The 16,400-nt window shown below is 66.3% G+C and carries 16 protein-coding genes; 5 read left to right on the top strand and 11 right to left on the bottom strand.

Annotation, left to right across the window (positions count from 1 at the left end; all coding sequences use genetic code 11):
- Window positions 1-9: 9 nt before the first annotated feature.
- From ACZ7D7_RS30575 to ACZ7D7_RS30545, 7 genes are read right to left on the bottom strand one after another with little or no spacing between them, the layout of a single operon-like run.
- On the bottom strand, window positions 10-672 hold the full coding sequence (locus ACZ7D7_RS30575; RefSeq protein ID WP_382227918.1) for a hypothetical protein: 663 nt from the start codon (window positions 670-672) through the stop codon (window positions 10-12).
- Complete coding sequence (locus ACZ7D7_RS30570) at window positions 665-2,485, bottom strand: type IV secretory system conjugative DNA transfer family protein (protein ID WP_470828534.1); 1,821 nt, start codon at window positions 2,483-2,485, stop codon at window positions 665-667. Before ACZ7D7_RS30570 ends, ACZ7D7_RS30575 begins: the two co-directional genes overlap by 8 nt.
- Entirely contained in the window at window positions 2,482-3,843 is a 1,362-nt protein-coding gene (locus ACZ7D7_RS30565) for an ATP/GTP-binding protein (protein ID WP_470828629.1), read from the bottom strand. Before ACZ7D7_RS30565 ends, ACZ7D7_RS30570 begins: the two co-directional genes overlap by 4 nt.
- Window positions 3,844-3,858: 15 nt before the next feature.
- Entirely contained in the window at window positions 3,859-5,355 is a 1,497-nt protein-coding gene (locus ACZ7D7_RS30560) for an SCO6880 family protein (protein ID WP_470828532.1), read from the bottom strand.
- Between the two features lie 27 nt (window positions 5,356-5,382).
- A complete protein-coding gene (locus ACZ7D7_RS30555; RefSeq protein WP_470828530.1) occupies window positions 5,383-6,948 on the bottom strand; it encodes a hypothetical protein in 1,566 nt (521 codons plus the stop codon).
- A 37-nt stretch (window positions 6,949-6,985) separates the two neighbouring features.
- Entirely contained in the window at window positions 6,986-7,801 is an 816-nt protein-coding gene (locus ACZ7D7_RS30550) for a DUF8175 domain-containg protein (protein WP_470828528.1), read from the bottom strand.
- A 1-nt stretch (window position 7,802) separates the two neighbouring features.
- Entirely contained in the window at window positions 7,803-8,126 is a 324-nt protein-coding gene (locus tag ACZ7D7_RS30545) for a hypothetical protein (protein WP_366837082.1), read from the bottom strand.
- Window positions 8,127-8,649: 523 nt separating this feature from the next.
- Here ACZ7D7_RS30545 and ACZ7D7_RS30540 point away from each other — a divergent pair.
- Genes ACZ7D7_RS30540 through ACZ7D7_RS30530 form a run of 3 tightly spaced genes read left to right on the top strand, consistent with a single transcriptional unit; the run spans window position 8,650 to window position 10,794 of the window.
- Window positions 8,650-9,762, top strand: coding sequence for a hypothetical protein (locus ACZ7D7_RS30540; protein WP_470828527.1), 1,113 nt, complete (start codon window positions 8,650-8,652; stop codon window positions 9,760-9,762).
- A 31-nt stretch (window positions 9,763-9,793) separates the two neighbouring features.
- Window positions 9,794-10,600 carry a hypothetical protein gene (locus tag ACZ7D7_RS30535; RefSeq protein WP_470828526.1) on the top strand — a complete coding sequence of 269 codons (807 nt, stop codon included), beginning with the start codon at window positions 9,794-9,796 and terminating at the stop codon, window positions 10,598-10,600.
- A 14-nt stretch (window positions 10,601-10,614) separates the two neighbouring features.
- A complete protein-coding gene (locus ACZ7D7_RS30530; RefSeq protein WP_470828525.1) occupies window positions 10,615-10,794 on the top strand; it encodes a hypothetical protein in 180 nt (59 codons plus the stop codon).
- A gap of 242 nt (window positions 10,795-11,036) precedes the next feature.
- Here ACZ7D7_RS30530 and ACZ7D7_RS30525 read toward each other — a convergent pair whose 3' ends face one another.
- Window positions 11,037-12,239, bottom strand: coding sequence for a hypothetical protein (locus ACZ7D7_RS30525; RefSeq protein WP_470828524.1), 1,203 nt, complete (start codon window positions 12,237-12,239; stop codon window positions 11,037-11,039).
- A gap of 381 nt (window positions 12,240-12,620) precedes the next feature.
- Between ACZ7D7_RS30525 and ACZ7D7_RS30520 the strand changes: the two genes are divergently transcribed.
- The gene (locus ACZ7D7_RS30520) at window positions 12,621-12,932 is read left to right on the top strand and encodes a hypothetical protein (RefSeq protein WP_470828522.1); all 312 of its coding nucleotides are present in this window, start codon (window positions 12,621-12,623) and stop codon (window positions 12,930-12,932) included.
- 21 nt (window positions 12,933-12,953) lie between these two features.
- Here the strand turns inward: ACZ7D7_RS30520 and ACZ7D7_RS30515 are convergent, their stop codons facing one another.
- The 3 genes from ACZ7D7_RS30515 to ACZ7D7_RS30505 all read right to left on the bottom strand — a co-directional run bounded on the left by ACZ7D7_RS30515 (window position 12,954) and on the right by ACZ7D7_RS30505 (window position 15,737).
- A complete protein-coding gene (locus ACZ7D7_RS30515; protein ID WP_470828521.1) occupies window positions 12,954-13,334 on the bottom strand; it encodes a hypothetical protein in 381 nt (126 codons plus the stop codon).
- Window positions 13,335-13,461: 127 nt separating this feature from the next.
- Entirely contained in the window at window positions 13,462-14,346 is an 885-nt protein-coding gene (locus tag ACZ7D7_RS30510) for an aminoglycoside phosphotransferase family protein (protein WP_470828520.1), read from the bottom strand.
- A complete protein-coding gene (locus tag ACZ7D7_RS30505; protein WP_470828518.1) occupies window positions 14,343-15,737 on the bottom strand; it encodes a helix-turn-helix domain-containing protein in 1,395 nt (464 codons plus the stop codon). The genes ACZ7D7_RS30510 and ACZ7D7_RS30505 overlap by 4 nt, the downstream gene beginning before the upstream one ends.
- 163 nt (window positions 15,738-15,900) lie before the next feature.
- Between ACZ7D7_RS30505 and ACZ7D7_RS30500 the strand changes: the two genes are divergently transcribed.
- Window positions 15,901-16,377: an ATP-binding protein gene (locus ACZ7D7_RS30500; RefSeq protein ID WP_382227878.1), complete on the top strand. Its 477-nt coding sequence runs from the start codon at window positions 15,901-15,903 to the stop codon at window positions 16,375-16,377.
- Window positions 16,378-16,400 lie beyond the last annotated feature (23 nt).

Below are 16,400 nucleotides of genomic sequence, written 5' to 3'. Positions count from 1 at the left end.
TCCTTGCTGTCACTCGCCGTCAGGGGGTGTGTCATGGTCTTCAGCGTTTGCGCCCGGTGAGACAGCGGAGCTTTCCCGCTTCCCACCGGCCTCTGCCCGGGTGCCGCCGTCGGCGGGTGTGGGTGCGGCTGCGAGAATCCCGGCGAGGTACTCCTCATCACCGCCCCACTTCTCACGGTGCCGGTCGCGGTGGTGGCCGTTGCGGCAGGCACCGACCCACAGGCGGCCGATCCGCTCGATCGCCCGGGCGAGGGCGTCCTGCCACAGGTACGGGGCAGAGCCGGCGTCCTCGCCGGGGGCATAGGCAGACTGGTGGGAGGTCCACAGAGCGGTCAGCTCCTCGACCACGGCACCGTGCCGCCACCAGCACTGCCGGGGGAGCTGGTCGTTGGTCACCTCGTACCGGTCGGCCACCCAGATGACCCAGGCCACGAACTCCGGCCACAGCGCTGCTCGCTCGGCCGGTTTGAGCTCAGCCCAGCGCACCGGGGCACCGACGACACGTTCCTCCTCGGCGCCCTCGCCGCCGGAGTGGCCCCCACTGCCAGCGGCGCGGTGTTCCTCCAGCACCGCTACGCGTTCGCCGAGCAGAACCAGCTCCGCGTTCATGGAGACGACCTCCTCGTTCACCGAGGCCATCGCCTTGAACAGGTCGTCAAATCCGTTAGCCATCGGCGCGGCCCGCCTTGTCCAACGTCAGACGTCGGCCCGCGACGATCTCGCGTGCCTCGCGAGTGGCGGCCTTGATTTCCTCGGCCCGCGGTCCTTCGTGGGCACGGGTGAAGCTGACCAGAGTCGCCGGGGTGCGACGGTGGAAAACCAGGCCGCCTCGTTCGGGGATCATGCGAATCTCGGCCGGCTCCAGCACCGCGCGGCGTCGCAGCGAAGTGGAGACCGACACGCGGTCTCCGTCGTCAGAGATCGAGGCGACGTCCTCGTCGAACTCTCCCGCCAGCGCGGAGTACGCCTTGAGCTCTTCGGGGTCCGAGATACCACCGAGGAAGATCTTCACGGTGCCGGCCGCCATCATCTTGCGCACGCCGAGCTGTCCCCACCGCTCCTCCGCCTGGGCGTAGGACTGCAGGACCGCCATGACGAAGATGTTCTGGGAGCCGGAGACGCTCATCAGGCTCGGGATTTCCGGCAGCGGGGCGACGTTGGCCAGTTCGTCCAGGAAGCACCCCAGAGGGATGGGCAACCGCCCGTTGGGGGCGCGCCCCGCGATCGCCTTGGCCGTGTCGAACAACGCCTTGGCGAATGCGGCGTTCAGTGGCGCGAGCGCCGAGCCTTCTTCATCCTCGCCGATCACAAACAGTGTGCCGCCCTCGGTGAGGTACTTCTCGATGTCGAAGACCTCCGCGTCGCCCTCGGGAGCGAAGATGGCGGCGACATTGTCGTCATACAGGGCGATGAAAGACTGCTGGGCTGTTCGCCAGGTCGCGCTGCGCTCCTCTTCCGCGGCGGCGTGCTGGCCGGCCAGGGCCTCAGCCAAGGCATGCTTGCCCTGGAGCGCGAGCAGGTCGACGGCCTCCCGGTTGTCCGGATCGGCCGCCCAGCTCAGCACATCGGACACCGGTCGCTTGTTCAGCGCGGCGGCGTGCAACCAGCAGGTGATCAATGTCTTGGCGTTGAGAGAGAAGTAGCCCCCATTGGAGGTGCCCTCCTCGCTCTTGGTCGTGGCGACGAGCGTCTCGGCCCGCTTGCGGGCGACCTGATAGCGCTCACACCCGGCGGTCAGCGGCCACCGCAACTGGTTCGGCCAACCAGACAGCCCCGTCGGGTCGAGAACCCACACCGGGCCGTGTTCCTTGCGCAGCACCGCCGTGTTGTACAGCACGTCGGTCTTGGAGCTGGTGGCCAACACCGTGCCCTGGAAGTCGAGGATGCCCGGGAGGATGATCTGGCTCGTCTTGCCCTCCCGAGGAGGCGCAACCAGGACCACGCTCTCCTCGATCGTGATCCACAACGGGATGCTTGAGGGGTCGGCGTTGCCGATATGCACGGCGACGTGCCGGATGGTGATCGAGCTCGGGTCCTTCTCGTACATGGTGGGTAGCAGGGAGGAAGCCCGGGCCAAGGCCTGCTTCTCCCCCATGGCCTTTTCCAGCTGTGCCACAGTGGCCATGCCGTCGGCACCGCCGACACCGCGCCGCTTCCACCACGAGTAGCCTTTCCACGCCCCGCAGCCGGAGGCGACCAGCAGAAAGGTGAAGGAGCTCCAGAAAGCGATCGGCCCGCCGACGCCGGCGTGGGGCCAGACGGTGGCCGGTTCGCCGGGGTGCGAAAGGATCGCCAGAATGCCGTTCCCGGCGGCGTTCCAGCCGACCGCCGCGGGCCGGCCGTGCTGCAGCAGCCCGGAGAGCACCGCCGAGGCCCACAGCAGCGCGGTCAGCGTGAAGGCGACGATCAGAGGGATGACCCAGATGGCGTCGCGGCCCATCCGCAGCCGTACGGCGGTCTTCGGGACGGCGGCCTTGGGCATCATGCAGCGGCCCCCTTGCGCAGACGGATCATCGGCGCCGTCGGCGGCGTCACCTTGGTTCCGGAACGCTCGGTCATGCGCCTGTTGGTGTCGGTCAGCCGGACCTCGGTCGCCGTTCGGATGTGCTCAACGAGGTTGATCCGAGAGCCGACCTGCCAGATCGCCCGCCCGGGGGCGCAGATGTTCGCCCCATCCGGCAGCGACTTACGAGCCCAGGAGGTCAGCCCCAGGTAGTCAGCGGTCTTCTCGGCTTCCTCCCGATCCAGGTGGTACACCACCCGCGTCGCCGTGAGCTTGAGGATCGCGGCGGCTTCGGGGGCCTCTTCGAGGACCAAGTCCGCCAGATGGTGCAGGATCGCCCAGAAGGACAGGCCGAGCCGGCGGCCGTAGCGGACCAGCTCTTCGAACAGGCGGGCTACGGGGCGGTGGCTCAGGATGTGCCAGGCCTCTTCGACGATCAAGGTTCTTTTGATGTCGTCGCCGGGCTTGATCCACCCGAACCGGATCCAGGGCCCGATGACCGCCATCAGCAGCGGCATGGCCTCGCCCTCGCGTGGCAGCCGCGTCAGGTCGAAGATGATCAGCCGGGCGTCCAAGTCGATACCCTCGCTGGTCGGTCCATCGAACAGACCCGCCAGGTCCCGGTCGGGGTTGCACAGCTCGTCAAGCGCCAGCGCGGCGGGCTGACCCCACTCGCTCAGCTCCTCTGGGCCGACCGCTTGCTGACCCAGCAGGGCCTCGCGCGGGGCGGTGAGTGCGTTCAGGACGTCCGACAACACAGCAACGCGGCCGTGCGCGCGAGCGCTCGCCGAGGCGGCCTTGTGCGCTTCGGCGAGGGCAAACTTGGTCTGCGAGGACAGCGGCCCGCCGACGAGGATCTCCATCATGGAGACCAGCACCTTGAACTGGTGCTCGCTGGGGATGCGTGGGTCGAGCGGATTGATGCGTATGCCCTCGCCGGCCTCGGCATCCCCATAGATCAGACGGATCGGCTTGATGCCCAGCTCACGGGCGATGCCGTCCCATTCCCCCGTACCATCCTCACCCTGAGCGTCCAGGACGCAGAAGTTTCGGTCGCGGAACCGAAGCTGACGCAACACGTACGTCTTCTCCAGAGCCGACTTGCCGTGCCCGGACTTACCCAGAACCAACACGTGCGGACTGGGCAGGCGCACGCGCGCCTTTGGGTCATAGAGGATGAACGGGTCGAAAATGTACGCCTTGCCGCTGTAGGCCTCCCGCCCAATGATCACCCCGCGCGGATCCATGCTGGCAGCGCCCACGGCCGGGTACAGGCCGCAGGCATTGGCGGAGGTCGAGCGGATTGCCCGCCGCCTGGTCTGCGTCTGGGTGCGCAACATCTCCAGCACGTCTGATCAGCGTCCCTCCTTGATCAGGCCACTGGTGAACGGCAACGTGTTGGCGAAGGCCCGGTGGTGCTCCTTGTCGCACCACTCCAGGCGCAGCCCGCTGCGGGTGGCGGCGTTGCGGATGGTGTCGGCGTCGCGGCGCAATGCCTCGCTGCTGGGAGAGGTGACGGTCAGCCACCCGGCCAGGCGGATACCTGCCGCGCCGTTGGCGATCTCCTGCATGGTGGACAGGGAGGCCTTCTGCGCCTTCTGCTCGCGGGGGTCCTCGATTTTCCCGGCCCGCTTGTCGGCCTGCCCCAGCTCGTTGGTGGCGTCAGCCATCGCCTCAGTAATGGCCTGGTCGGTGGAAACGAGGTCCATGGTCACCGACATCGACACGATGACGTCCTGTACGTACAGCAGCAGCGGCGCGAGGAAGTTGATCCCGACAGGCAGGACGGGCCACTCCTTGATCCATGCGGTGCGCGAGAACCAGGAGTCCGGGGAGGCCTCCCAGCTGCGGGAGACCATGTGGTCGGATGGGCGTGCATCGAGCTCGGCGGGCCAGGCGGTGACCCGGTCCATACCGGTGGTGTCGTCGATCCAGTGGCTGGGGTCGTAGGCGTGGTGCAGGTAGGAGGCGAGCCCTGCCTCGTCCAGGTTGCGCACGTGTCGCAGCTGACCGCGTGCCAGCGAGCGGATGAACGACTCGACCTCCTTGCCCAAGGTGACCGCGTAGCCCTCGTGAAGGGTGTTGTAGCGGCGGGCTTCGGCAACGAGTTCGGAGGTGTAGGGGATGCCGAGCGCGAGGATGAGCCGGCGGTCTTCGGCGGTGACGGCGACCTGACGTATCAGCTCGCCGTAGGAGTGGTCGAGCCAGGCCGGGGCGTACGGGTCGCGGCGCGCGGCGGCGTCCCGGACGTGCGCATTGGGGTCGGTGGGGATGATCCGGGCGATCCACTGCAGGCGGCGGATCCGGCCGCCGCCGTCCGCCGTCGACTTCAGCAGGAACTCGTACGCCCGGATCAGGGCCTCTTTGTCGTCGGTGTCCAGGCTGCCGAAATCCCGCATCGCCTCGACCTCGACCGCCGCGGTGAACATCAGCTCGTGTGGCTGGAGGAGGATAGCGATCTGCCCGAACGCGGTGCGCGCCGAGATCCACTCCATGTCCTGCGGCACACCAGGGGGCACGTCGATGGGCACACGGCGCCCGTCGGCCATCCGGCCCGCGTGCGCGGCCTTGGAGCGGTACAGCAGCGAACCGTCACGCAACAGCCGTTTGTACGTCCGGTTGATCTCGAACCACTTGAGATAGGTGCGCCCCTTGTACGGGGCAAGCGTCGCCCAGGCACAGCTTCCTGCGATCACCGAGAACGCGATGAGCTTGAGAACGACGCCGCTCAGCAGCCAGACCAGGCTCAGGCCGCCGACGAACCCGACGCCTAGGACGAGTTGTTCGTCGGCCTCCAGCTTCCGACCGAGCAAGCCGCGTGGCCGCGGCCTCGGGAACGTGAATGTACGCATCGAACAAAATTCCGATCATGGAGTCGATCATCGCGGCTGATCATCGTCAGGTTCCTGGGCTAGCTCATCGGCCGTCGGCTCGGAGCGCGACCATGACGGCGGAGCAGCCTCCGGAGCGCCGACCCCATCGCCGGCTACAGCGGTGTGGTCCTGTGCGGGCGCGGCCGGAGGCGGCATGTGCTCCGAGGAGATGCCCGCCGGGCCACCAGGGCCGGACACAACCGTTCCTGATTCACTCCCAACGGCTTCGCCGACACCAGTGTCCGAACCGGGCGATGGCGTGTCCGGGGCAGCGGGGGCGTCGTCTCCGGTGCCTGCGGTGGCGCCGTCCACGGCCCGATCGACCGTCTTTTCGGCCTGTTCTTTGGCCATGTCGACGCCCTTCTTGCCTGCCACGGCAGCCGCGCCGACTCCGGTGGACGCCGCTGCGGCCTCCGCTCCCGCAGCTTCCTCCCCGGCGCCGGCCTCTCCCTCAGCGCCACCGCCGTCACCGCCGCCAGCGGCACCCCCACCACCGACTTCGGCAGAGCCGTCGCCTCCGCCGTCCGATGCGCCACCAAACCGGCTTCTGAGCTCACCGAAGGTGTCACCAACCTGGCTGCCGAGGTTCTGCGCCCGGCCTTTGAGGTCGTCGCGGGCCTGGTACATGTGCTGCAACTCGTCCCCGACCAGCGGCAGGAACTTAGCCAAGGAGAACGGCAGGAACAGCGCCAAGAAGAGCAAGGCGAGCGCGGTAAAGACCGTTGCGAATGCCTGGACGACCGACACGTCCCCGTCGCCGCTGGTGGACAGCATGCCGGTGGCCAGGGCGATCGTGGTCAAGGTGACGTACTTGCTGGCGATGATGGCGCCCATGACACCGATCCACCGCTTGGTGTGGTTCCACAGGCTCTTGTCCACCAGCCCGCTGAACACCGACGTACCGAACACCAATCCGGCCAGAATCAGCGCGTTGCGAACGATCAACTCCAGCCACACCCCGGCGACAGCGGTGAGCATGCACATCGCCAGGAAGATGACGATGACCGCGCCGCCTGGAATCGCCATCAGCGCGGCCATACCCGAGGTGACGGTGACCACCATGCTCGCCGCGTCCCCAGCGACCGGCGCGAACATCGCCTCGGCGGCCTCGTCGAACAGCTCCGTGACGTAAGCGACGGCGGCTGGTGCCAGAGCCGAGACCACCACCGAGATCAGAAGAAAGCCGATCGACTCACCCAACGCCTGCAACGGCGGGACTCCTTGCAAAGCACGCTTGGCCGCGGCGATCAGCCAGAGGATCACGGTAAGCACGGCGGAAGCAGCGAACGCCATGCTGTACGTGCGCAGGAACCCCGAGCTGCCCCAGTCGATCCGGGTGGTCGACAGCAGGGCCTTGATCATCTGCGTGAACAGCGAGGTCACCGCGTTGTTGAAGAACTGCGCGATGTACCCCAGCGGGTCACTCATGAAGTCGACGGCTTTGTTGGTGGCCTCGACCGTGTGGCAGATCTTGTCCGCGAACGGGATGTTCTTACACGACCAGTCGCTGAACTCGTTGGCGTGCGCCTGCCTTGCTGCGAAGAGCACCTGGAAGGTGGTCGTCAGCCCCATCAGTACAAGGAGTCGCGTACACAGTCGCTGCCTCGTCTCAGCCGATGTAGGGAGGCGCATCGAACTCCTCATCAGCCGTGCGGAAGTCGTTGACCGAGCTCGGTTCGCTGCCGGTGGATACCGGCGTCGGACCGTTCACCGATGTGACTGACGAGAGCTTCCAATCCCCCTCCTGCCACTGGAGGGTGAGTGTGTAGGTGGTCCAGGACGCCGAGACGGGAAGCGGCGCCTTCTCGCTGGTCGTACCGATCAGCCCGGCCATCCAGACCTCGACAGTGGCGACCTGGTCGGTGTAGCTGACGGTCTTGGTGCCCATGGCCGCAGCCCGTGCCACGAGGCTGTCGGCGTTGACGTCGCTGATGCCGAGCGAGGAGAGCACCTGCTTCATGCCGGTGTCGTCGTTGTCGGTCAGCCTGTCGCGCGCCTCCGATGTCGCCATCGCGGCGATGATCTTGTGTCGCGTAGTCGCGTCGGTGAAGTACTTCGCCGAAGACCGGGCGATCTGATAGTTGACCGCGGCCTCCACCGCGCCGGCCTGGGAGCGGGGATAGCCAACCGGAACGCCGTCGACCGTCTTCAAGGCGGAAGTCTGCGGATTCCCGCCTGCACCGCCAGGGTTTTTCCCCGGCGCCGCGCCGTGCGTCGGGCCGAGGCTGGAAGTGCCGCTCGGGTCAGTGGTACTACCGCTCCCCCGACCGAGGTTGACCACGACGGCCAGGACGAGCAGGACCACGAACAGCCCGCCGGCGACCGCCGCGCCACGCCACAACGGCTTCCTGCCCTGTACCGACTCGCTGCTGTCTCCGCCGAGCGTCTTGGTACCACGGCGCGGGGGTGGGGAGTTGCGTGTCATCTCAGATCCCCATGCCGTAGACGATCGTGAAGATCGTGCCGAGTGACCCGACGACGAACGCGCCGATCAGGGAACCGCCGACCTCCTTCTTGCCCTTGGAGACCTGCGCCACGTCGTGCTGGCCCTCGCCCACCTTGATGTGGAAAGCGCCGAGAGCCGCCCGGCCCAGCAGCGCGAGTACCACCCCAGCCATGATCGCCTGAATCACAGTGCGCGCCGTATTGCCCAGAGCGGCGAACGGCCCCCAGTCCGGGGCTATCCCATTGACCAGATTCCCGATGCTGCCGTTGGCGGCCAGCGTCACCACGTGGTGCGCGACAGACATCGTCACTCCTTCCACGTCCTCGCGTCGCGGAACTGGGTCCAGTACGGGCCGAATCGGCCTCAACGTACAGAGACCCAAGCTTGACAACAACTGTTTATGAGCCTGACGACGGGCTAGGGTACGCCTACGATCACCCGTTCGGTAGCCGAGGCCCGTCGGCGACGCCTTGGCCGAGCTCTGCGCGAGGTAGGTGCATGCCAGAGAAGCCCACCGCCGAAGACTCCCTAGCAAGACTTAACGGATGGCCAAATGCCCAGTTCAGCGCTCGTCTGATGCCCGACTTCCTGACAGTTGAGGAAGCTGCTGGCTGGCTGCGGACGACGAAGGTGCGGTGATGGCCGGCCTCCAACGCGGCGAGCTCCCCGGCCGCAAGGTCGGCGGTGAGTGGCGCATCAGCACCGCCGCTGTCCTCGCCCTCTTTCGCGGGGCGGTGCCGGAGGTCGGCACATCTTGATAGCCGACGGGAGGGAGGTAATGCTCTACTTGGCCTTGTGATTCACGTGCGTTTATGACGGGGGGTCGGGTGAAGGCCGTTCGCAACGTCGCCATCGCGGTATTCGCGGCGTTCATGTCGGTGATGGCGCTGAGCACCTTGGTCGTGGCCGGGGCGACCGGCGAGGCCAACGCCCAGACCTGCAACAGCGGTCTGCAGCCCGTCGGCAACGGACAGAGCGGCCCTGGTTCGGCCGGCGACCCGGTGAAATTCGACGGATCGACCCAACCCACCGACTCCCAGGTCATCGTCCCGCTCGACCCACAGGGCCCGCAGACCCATGCGACGTGGAGCGCTGCCCGGAGACGCAACGCCGCCACGATCACCAACGTCGCCCGAACCCGGGGTCTCGCCCCGCGCGCCGCGGTCATAGCAGTGGCCACGGCAATGCAGGAATCAAGTCTCGACAACCTCGACAATGGCGACCGGGACAGCGTCGGCCTTTTCCAGCAACGCCCGAGTCAGGGATGGGGAACGGTCGCCCAGCTGACTGACCCGGTCTACGCATCCGGCAAGTTCTACGACGCTTTGGTCAAGGTCGCTGACTGGCAGACCAGGCCCCTGACCAAAGTCGCCCAGGCCGTCCAGAGAAGCGGAACCCCTGACGCATACGCCAAGTGGGAGCAGGACGCCGGCGCTCTCGTCGCCAAAACGTGGGGCACCCATGCTGTGACCTCGGTGTCCACCGGATGCGACAGCGACGGCAGCGATGACCCGGCCGCCCACTTCACGGCGAAGAACCCCCGCACCCCGGCCCAGGCGATCAGCGCGGCTCGCCGGGCCGCCGGAAGCGCCGGCTGGTATCGGCGATGCGACAACTTCGTCGCCCAGGCCTACGGTTGGCGAAACAGCGGATCAGTGACCGCCAATGCGCATTGGGACCGCCTGGTCGACATGGGCCTCGCCCACCCCGGCGACAACAACCCGCCGGCCGGCGCGCTGCTGTTCTACGACACCGGCGAGTCGGCTGGCCACGTCGCGCTGTACCTGGGCGACGACATGGTCGCCAGCAACGACATCTTGAGGGCCGGGAGCATCGGCATCGTTCACCGCAAGGACATCACCGACGGCACCTGGCGCCTGCGCTATCGAGGCTGGGCCGAACCCGCCTTCCCCGGCGCCGGCGGCACCAGCACGATCTGACCCCTCTCTCGGCCAGGAAGGAGTAGACGTTATGAACGCCACCGACGCGATGGTCCAGGTTCGCATCACCACCGACGGAACGTGCTTCATCGATGACGAGTTCTTCGCCCCGCCTCCGGGCGCCTCGCTCAACGAAGCCGTCCTCTCCCACCTTCAGCTGGAGGCCGCAGCTCTCGATGCCCCCGTCCGCGCCGTCATCCATGATGAGCAGGCTCATTACACCCTGGCCATCCAGGTCAACAGGGACGGCACCAGCGAACCGCTCTCGGACGACTCGACCAAGGCACAGGGGGCTGCACAGGTGGACACCCAGGTGACCCCACCACCGGGCCCGTCCAGCACCCAACCCCCCGTCGCATTGCCGTGGGACGAACCTCTCGCTCCGGACCGTCCGTACGAGCCGCTACCCGAGCCGTACCGGGCACGGCTTGAAGAAATCTGCGTCACCGCCAGAGAGGGGCGCTTCCCAGAGGCCGCCACAAGCGCAGATGCACTGATAAGCGAACTGACCACGAAATACGGCCCAACTCACCTCTACACGCTGGCAGCCGGAAGCGTTCGCGGCGACATCGCTTGGCTCATGCGCGATGACCGTTACGCTCTGCAGATTTGGATCTTCATCGCTAGGGCGTGGCACAACCTCCTCGGCCCGACGCACAAAACCACCGTGCGTGCCGTCAGCAACGCAGTTGGCTGCTGGCGGCGCCTGCCATCTACACATGCCCTGGCCGCGGGGGACGAAGTCATTTCACTCCTGCAAGAGATTCCCATCCCTCGTGCAGAACCCAACCTCAGAGCAATCAGGCAGCGTCTCCGGCGGTTGGCCGCTACCAAGTAAAGGGAGAGGAAATCATGAACCCGATCCGCACCGGTCGCACCATCCTGTTCGTCCTTCCGTACGTCCTGATCACCACAGGCGTGCTGGTTGCCGGTGAGAAGGCAAGCACACCTGGGGGTGCCATCGGCGCTCTTCAGGCCCTCGCCGTCGCCGCCATCGGTGCGCTCTGGGCATGCGTTCGCGCACGCCGATAGGCGTTTGACGGCGACCGACCACGTTGGCAGTGGGTGGCGTTCGGCAGTCAGGTAGGGGCAGGGCATCGCCGACTGGCTTCGCCCCTTGCACTAAACGATAGATCACCTGCGCAGTCTCGAATCTGCGCAGAAGGCGTCCGACAAGAGACGTCGCAGGCGTTGGCGCGACAGCCGGCGCAAGAGATGCCGACGGACGGCTCCCTCGGTGAGCCCCGGAGTCACAGCGCTACGGCTTGCTCCGCCTACGCGGCAAGCTCTCCGGGTTCTGTTGACTCAGCGGAAATGCCACCGATTGTGAGTCCCAACATGAGCGCTCCTTCAAGCGCTGATAGGACCGCCATGAGCTGTTCGCGTTCTTCGGGTGTACCGCCGTCTGCGTGCTTGAGTTTCTGCAACTTGTTTCGCGCCGAAACCAGGACGAGTGCCAGTACGTCGTGAAGGAAGCTGGGACCCTGTCCATCATCGTACTTATTGGCCTCGCGGGCTCCTATAGGCTCGCCGCCGTAGATGAGACACAAGGCCTCAGCTCGCTTGGTCGGCTTTCTTTGGCCTTCGTCAAGGTACGTGAGGTCCGGCTCATCAGGCAGATTTTTGTCCACCCACAGCAGCACGTCCTTCGGGGGGAAGGACTCGCGCATGATTCGGTCAAGTAGCTCGATGAGGGAGTTCGCGGCCTGTGAGATGCCGTCCTCCGAGTACTTGAGGGCATCCCGCGCGCCGCGGATCTTCCTCACAAGCGGCGAGTTGGCTCGCTCGACGCGTCGCGCAGCAGCTTCTGTGACGAGGGTGCGGCACTGGGCGGCGAGAATGTCCGGTCCATCCGGGGCCCAGGGGGCAAGGTCGGGGCTCGTCGCAGCTGTGGCTTCCATCGGCAGAGAGGCAAGGACCTTGTTGCCCAAAAAATCGTCCAGGCTGATGACCAGCTGGACAGCATTTACTGCGAGAACCTCTCCTCTGCTAGCGGCTTTCAGTTGGCTTTTCGACATGAGGCTGAGGGCATCGTTCCACGCCACGGCGAAGGGAGCTAGTGCGCGGATGCCGCGACGGACGGCCAAGGCAACCACGGCAGCGTCCTCTTTCAGTGCATTCACGAGTAGCCGGTACCGTGCGGCACCCAGAAGCCGCTCCACGAAGCTCTTGTAGCTCTCATTCTTGAACTTGTCTACCCAGTGCTTCGGATTGTCGTTCCGGAACTGCTCCTCGAACGCCGTCAGAATTTCTCGAAGTCTTTCCTCATCGACGTTTTCGAAGCAGGCCTCAATCCGTTCCTGCCACGGCCGAGAGTCGCCAGAGTTAGTGAGTGCCTTGCACGCTGATACAAGCACTTCCGTTACGAGAACAACGGAATCGTCAATCCTAAGAGCCATCAAGAGGGAAGGCTCAAGGCTTTGGATGTACACGGCGAAGCTCGACTGGTAGGTGTCGACGGATCTTGAACTCTGCACTGTGCTTCGCCTCGCTTCACCACGTACGCGCGCTCACTGTAAAGGTACCGGGACAACTGTGGCTCGTGACAGGGGTTTTGTGTGCCGTGGCATCGTTCCAGCACGACAGCGACTTCCCCGAGAGAATGGTAGAGGTCGGCACTGACAACGACGCCTGTGTCCGAGGTCTGCGCCCCGGGCAACCCCGCAGGCGGCTCAATACCCGACGATGATCACGGCATATCAGCGTCGCTCGGCGAAGGCCTCGCTGCGGAGGCAGGCAGTCGCCAGGCGGGCGTAAGCGGTCACGATCGCCAACGGGGCCATCAGGGAGGCACCTTCAGCAGCTCGGTGTCGAGTATGGGGAAGGGGAGGGGCGGCATGTCGAGGGGCAGGCAAACGTTGCGCGAGCTCGGCCACGCGGTACGGGAGGCGGCCAAGGAGGGAGTCGAGGAGAGCGCGCGCGGCTACTACATCAGTGTGTACGATCGCGGCTTCAACGAGGCGGCCCAGACCTGCCTGGGTGTCCTGTCCGATGCCAAGGAGGAGTTGTTGGCGAGGATGAAGTCCGGAAACCTGTCCAAGCAAGAACAGGCGCTGTACGCGCGGCTGACTGAACTGACGGCTGAAATGGACGAGCGTCTCCGGAACGCCTGCCAACAAGAGTCGGCAGGAGCCGCCCTGCCAAAGCTGTCCGGCACCCGACCCAGCTAGCCAACAGGACGTCCCTGCAGCCTACTTCTGAGGATCGGCTCCGTACGTCACGACGTCCGGCACACCGAGAGCCATGCCGGTGATGCAACCCTTGTGCCACGCGTCGCGCTCGTCGCCGTCCAAGCCCCTAGGGAGCGCTTCTGCGCACTCCCGCTGTCCCACGGAGGCGGGGTACCGGGTGTCGGGACCGCCGGGGCGGGTGCACATGTCCTGCCGGGCGGCCACCTCCCCGCCGGTCGTGCAGTACGTGAAGGTGGTGTCGAGGACACGCTTCGCGTAGGCCGTCGCCGTCTGCTCGCCGAACCGGTAGCCGTCCCAGTACCTCGTGGCCTTGTCCTCCTCGGTGGTGCAGCCGGCCAGCGCGAGAGTGGCGAGGACGAGCGGTATGAAGGTGTGTCGCATGCGCTGGAGCTCCTCGGTCCACAGGTCGTCGCAGTGGTACAGGCCGGTCAATGCGTCCCAGGGACGTCTTTAGTGATCTCGCCACGCACATCATCGGCATGCTTAGGCCATGACAGCGCCGCGGCAGTTACATGATCCCCGTCCACTTCCAGGGACGCGGGCCACGCCGGCCGCGAAGGCAGTCCACGCGATACTGCGCTTCCTTCATCCACTCCGGTCGGGTGCCAGCGTGCTGGGCCGCATAGGTGGCCATACGCAACTCGCGGGCACCGGAGAGCAGTTCGTACCCCTCCCACTCCGTCACATCTACGCCGTACAAGTCGCAGAACTCTGCGTACTCGGGGGCGCTCACGGCACCGGTCGTGGTGAGCTTCACCGCGGTGGAGACCAGGTCCCACTCCGGTGGGCCCACGGCCACTCGCTCGAAGTCCAACAGGATCGGACCGCCGGCCGTCCGGGCGACGTTGCCCACCCACGCGTCACCATGCACGACACAGTCGGGCAGCCCGGAAGGACGCTGCACCCACTGGCGTTGTAGCTCCTCATGCCGTTGCCGGAGCCACGACCGGTCGTCCTCGGTCAAGGACGTCGCGGCGTCGATCCTCTCCGATACACGGACGAACGGGTCAAGCTCGCCCAGTGGGAAGCGGGGAACCGGCAGCGGATGAAGCCTTTTGAGGAGCTGCACCACGTCGTGGACGGTGCCGTTTGTGTGCGCGGGTAGTTCCTCCCAGAACGTCACCGGGCGCCCGCTGACCTCGACCGGCTGGTCGATGGGCAGCGCGCGCACTGCTGACACGTCATTGTCGGCCAGCCACTGTGAGACGTTCACCTCTCGGATGGCTGCCACCAACTGACCGGGGCGCGCGATGCGTACGATGGCGCGCTGACCCGGCAGACGCCATATCTCGTTCTCGGCGATGCGGATCGGCTCGGCGGCAGACGAATCGAGTCCGGCCGCCGAGCAGGCTGCGACCAGGACCGCGGAGGAGGCATGGGCCGAGATCGTCATGCCTGCAACGTAGCGCCGATTCGCTCGCGAAGGTACGCCACTTCGGGGATGCGCCGGTGCCGGGCGGCGAACCGGTTGAGTTCCTTCAGGTCATCCGCAGCTCGCCGGGAGGTCAGGTGGCCGGCGTCCGTGAGAGCTTGGTGACCGATGGTCATGGCCTGGTGCGGGTCGCCCTTGGCCATCAGAAGGCTCGCCAGCTTCGTACCAGAGATTGCGCGCGAGCGGGCGTATGCGTCGTCGTGGCCTTCGATGGCGATTTCGAAGCGCCGGCTGGCCTGTCCGGGGTCCTGGTCCTTCAACAGGACCAGGTCGTACAACGCGTGTGCGGTGTCCCCGTGATGCTGGGCTCCGTTGTAGTACGCCATCCACGGCGGATCATCCTGCGGGTTTGACCTCGCGAAGGCGTCGTCGGCGGCCCCGACGGCGGACATCGCACCGCCGATGTCGCCCATCTTTCCGAAGGCGCGAGCACGTGCGGTGTGCAGCATGGCCTGGATGGTTGGTGTCAGCCGGTCGGCCCGGACGAGCCCCTTCTCCGCGTAGGTCAGGCCTGTGTCTGGGTCGCCGATCCAGATGGCCTGCCGTGCGAGGAAGGAGAAGACCTTGGCACGCAAGTGCCAGTCGTTGGCCTCCTCGGCACAGTCTGCGGCGATCTTGAAGGCGATGCGGGCGTCGTCGTGTGCGTAGGCGTCGAAGTGGGATGCGCCGACCACGACGCCCAGGCGTGCGACAGCGGTGTAGAGAGGGGCACGGAGCTGTTCGGGGCAAGGGACGGTGAGCAGACGGACTGCCCACTCCATGGCTCGGCTGGCGAGAACGCCGACGACCCCTCCGCCGCCATGAGCGTTGTCCCGCCGGTAGATGTCTTCCGCCACGTTCAGGACTGCCGTGATGTCCTTGAGGCGAATCCTGGCGGGTGGCTCGTGCGGGGTGGTGGGGGCGACGAGCGCGGCAAGGTCTATCGATGCGATGGCGGCCAGACTGCTGTTGGCCAGGAAGGCGCGACGGTCCACAGGCTCAGTGCTCCCCAGCGGCGAAGAGGTCTCTCTGCCCAGGATGCGCCCTTGGTGTACCTGAACGGTGCCCTCCATCGCAGGGCCGGCATTCTTTTCCGTTTCACGACGGCGCTTTTCCGCTTCGCCGTACACCATCCCCCAGGCGCGGGTGAGCACGCCGCCGGTCCCCAACACCTCGTCCAAACGCTCCGCCAGGTCGCGGCGGCAGGAAGCCTGGCCCTTCTCCACCTTCTCGATGAGGGAGGGGCTGGCCTGCACCAATGGGCCTAACGAGGACGCCGAGTGGCCGCGCCTCTTCCTCCAGTACCGCACCTCGTGCCCGAACCAGTCTCGCGGCGAGGCGTCGGGAGTGAGCTGCTTTTCGGGTCGTGGCATGACGGGGGTCCCCTGGGTCCTGAAACGGAAAGTCGAGCTTTCCGTTTCCGCATCTGCAGGTTTGGGCTTCGGCCTGACTCAATGGTTGCTGACCGATCACGCACCAGTACACACCGCAGTCGGGCCTCTCGCGTGAGGTTCGCCAGAACGAAGTGGATCTGGAATGGCCAGTCTCCTTGCTCACCCCACCGCTGCAACCGGCGTGCGCGGAACGACGCGCGCTACCGCGGGCATGCTGGAGATGGACTACGACGTGACGCCGCTGTCTGTGCGGATCGCACGGGTCATAGTGAGCGCGCACTTGCGCCTGTGGGGCATGGAGAAGCTGGTCGACACGGGGGCTCTCGTCGTCTCCGAGCTGCTGACCAACGTCCTGAACCACACTCGGCCGGACCGCGATGGGCGCCGCAGCGCTCTCATCACCGTCACCCGCACCCCCGATGGAGTGGCGCTCTGCGTGCACGACGAAGACCCATCGCTGCCGCAGCGTCGATGCGCCGGCGATGAGGACGAGGACGGCCGCGGTCTCCAACTCGTCAGCGTCATCGCTGACCAGTTCGGCGTGTCCCGCACTCCCAGCGGCGGCAAGGACGTCTGGCTCACCCTGCTGAGCCCTGGTGAGCCGAAGGCCACCCCGTGATCATGCCGACGGCACTCTGCCGC

It is taken from the genome of Streptomyces sp. NPDC037054 (assembly GCF_055606745.1).
This window is presented reverse-complemented; position numbering and strand designations above follow the sequence as displayed.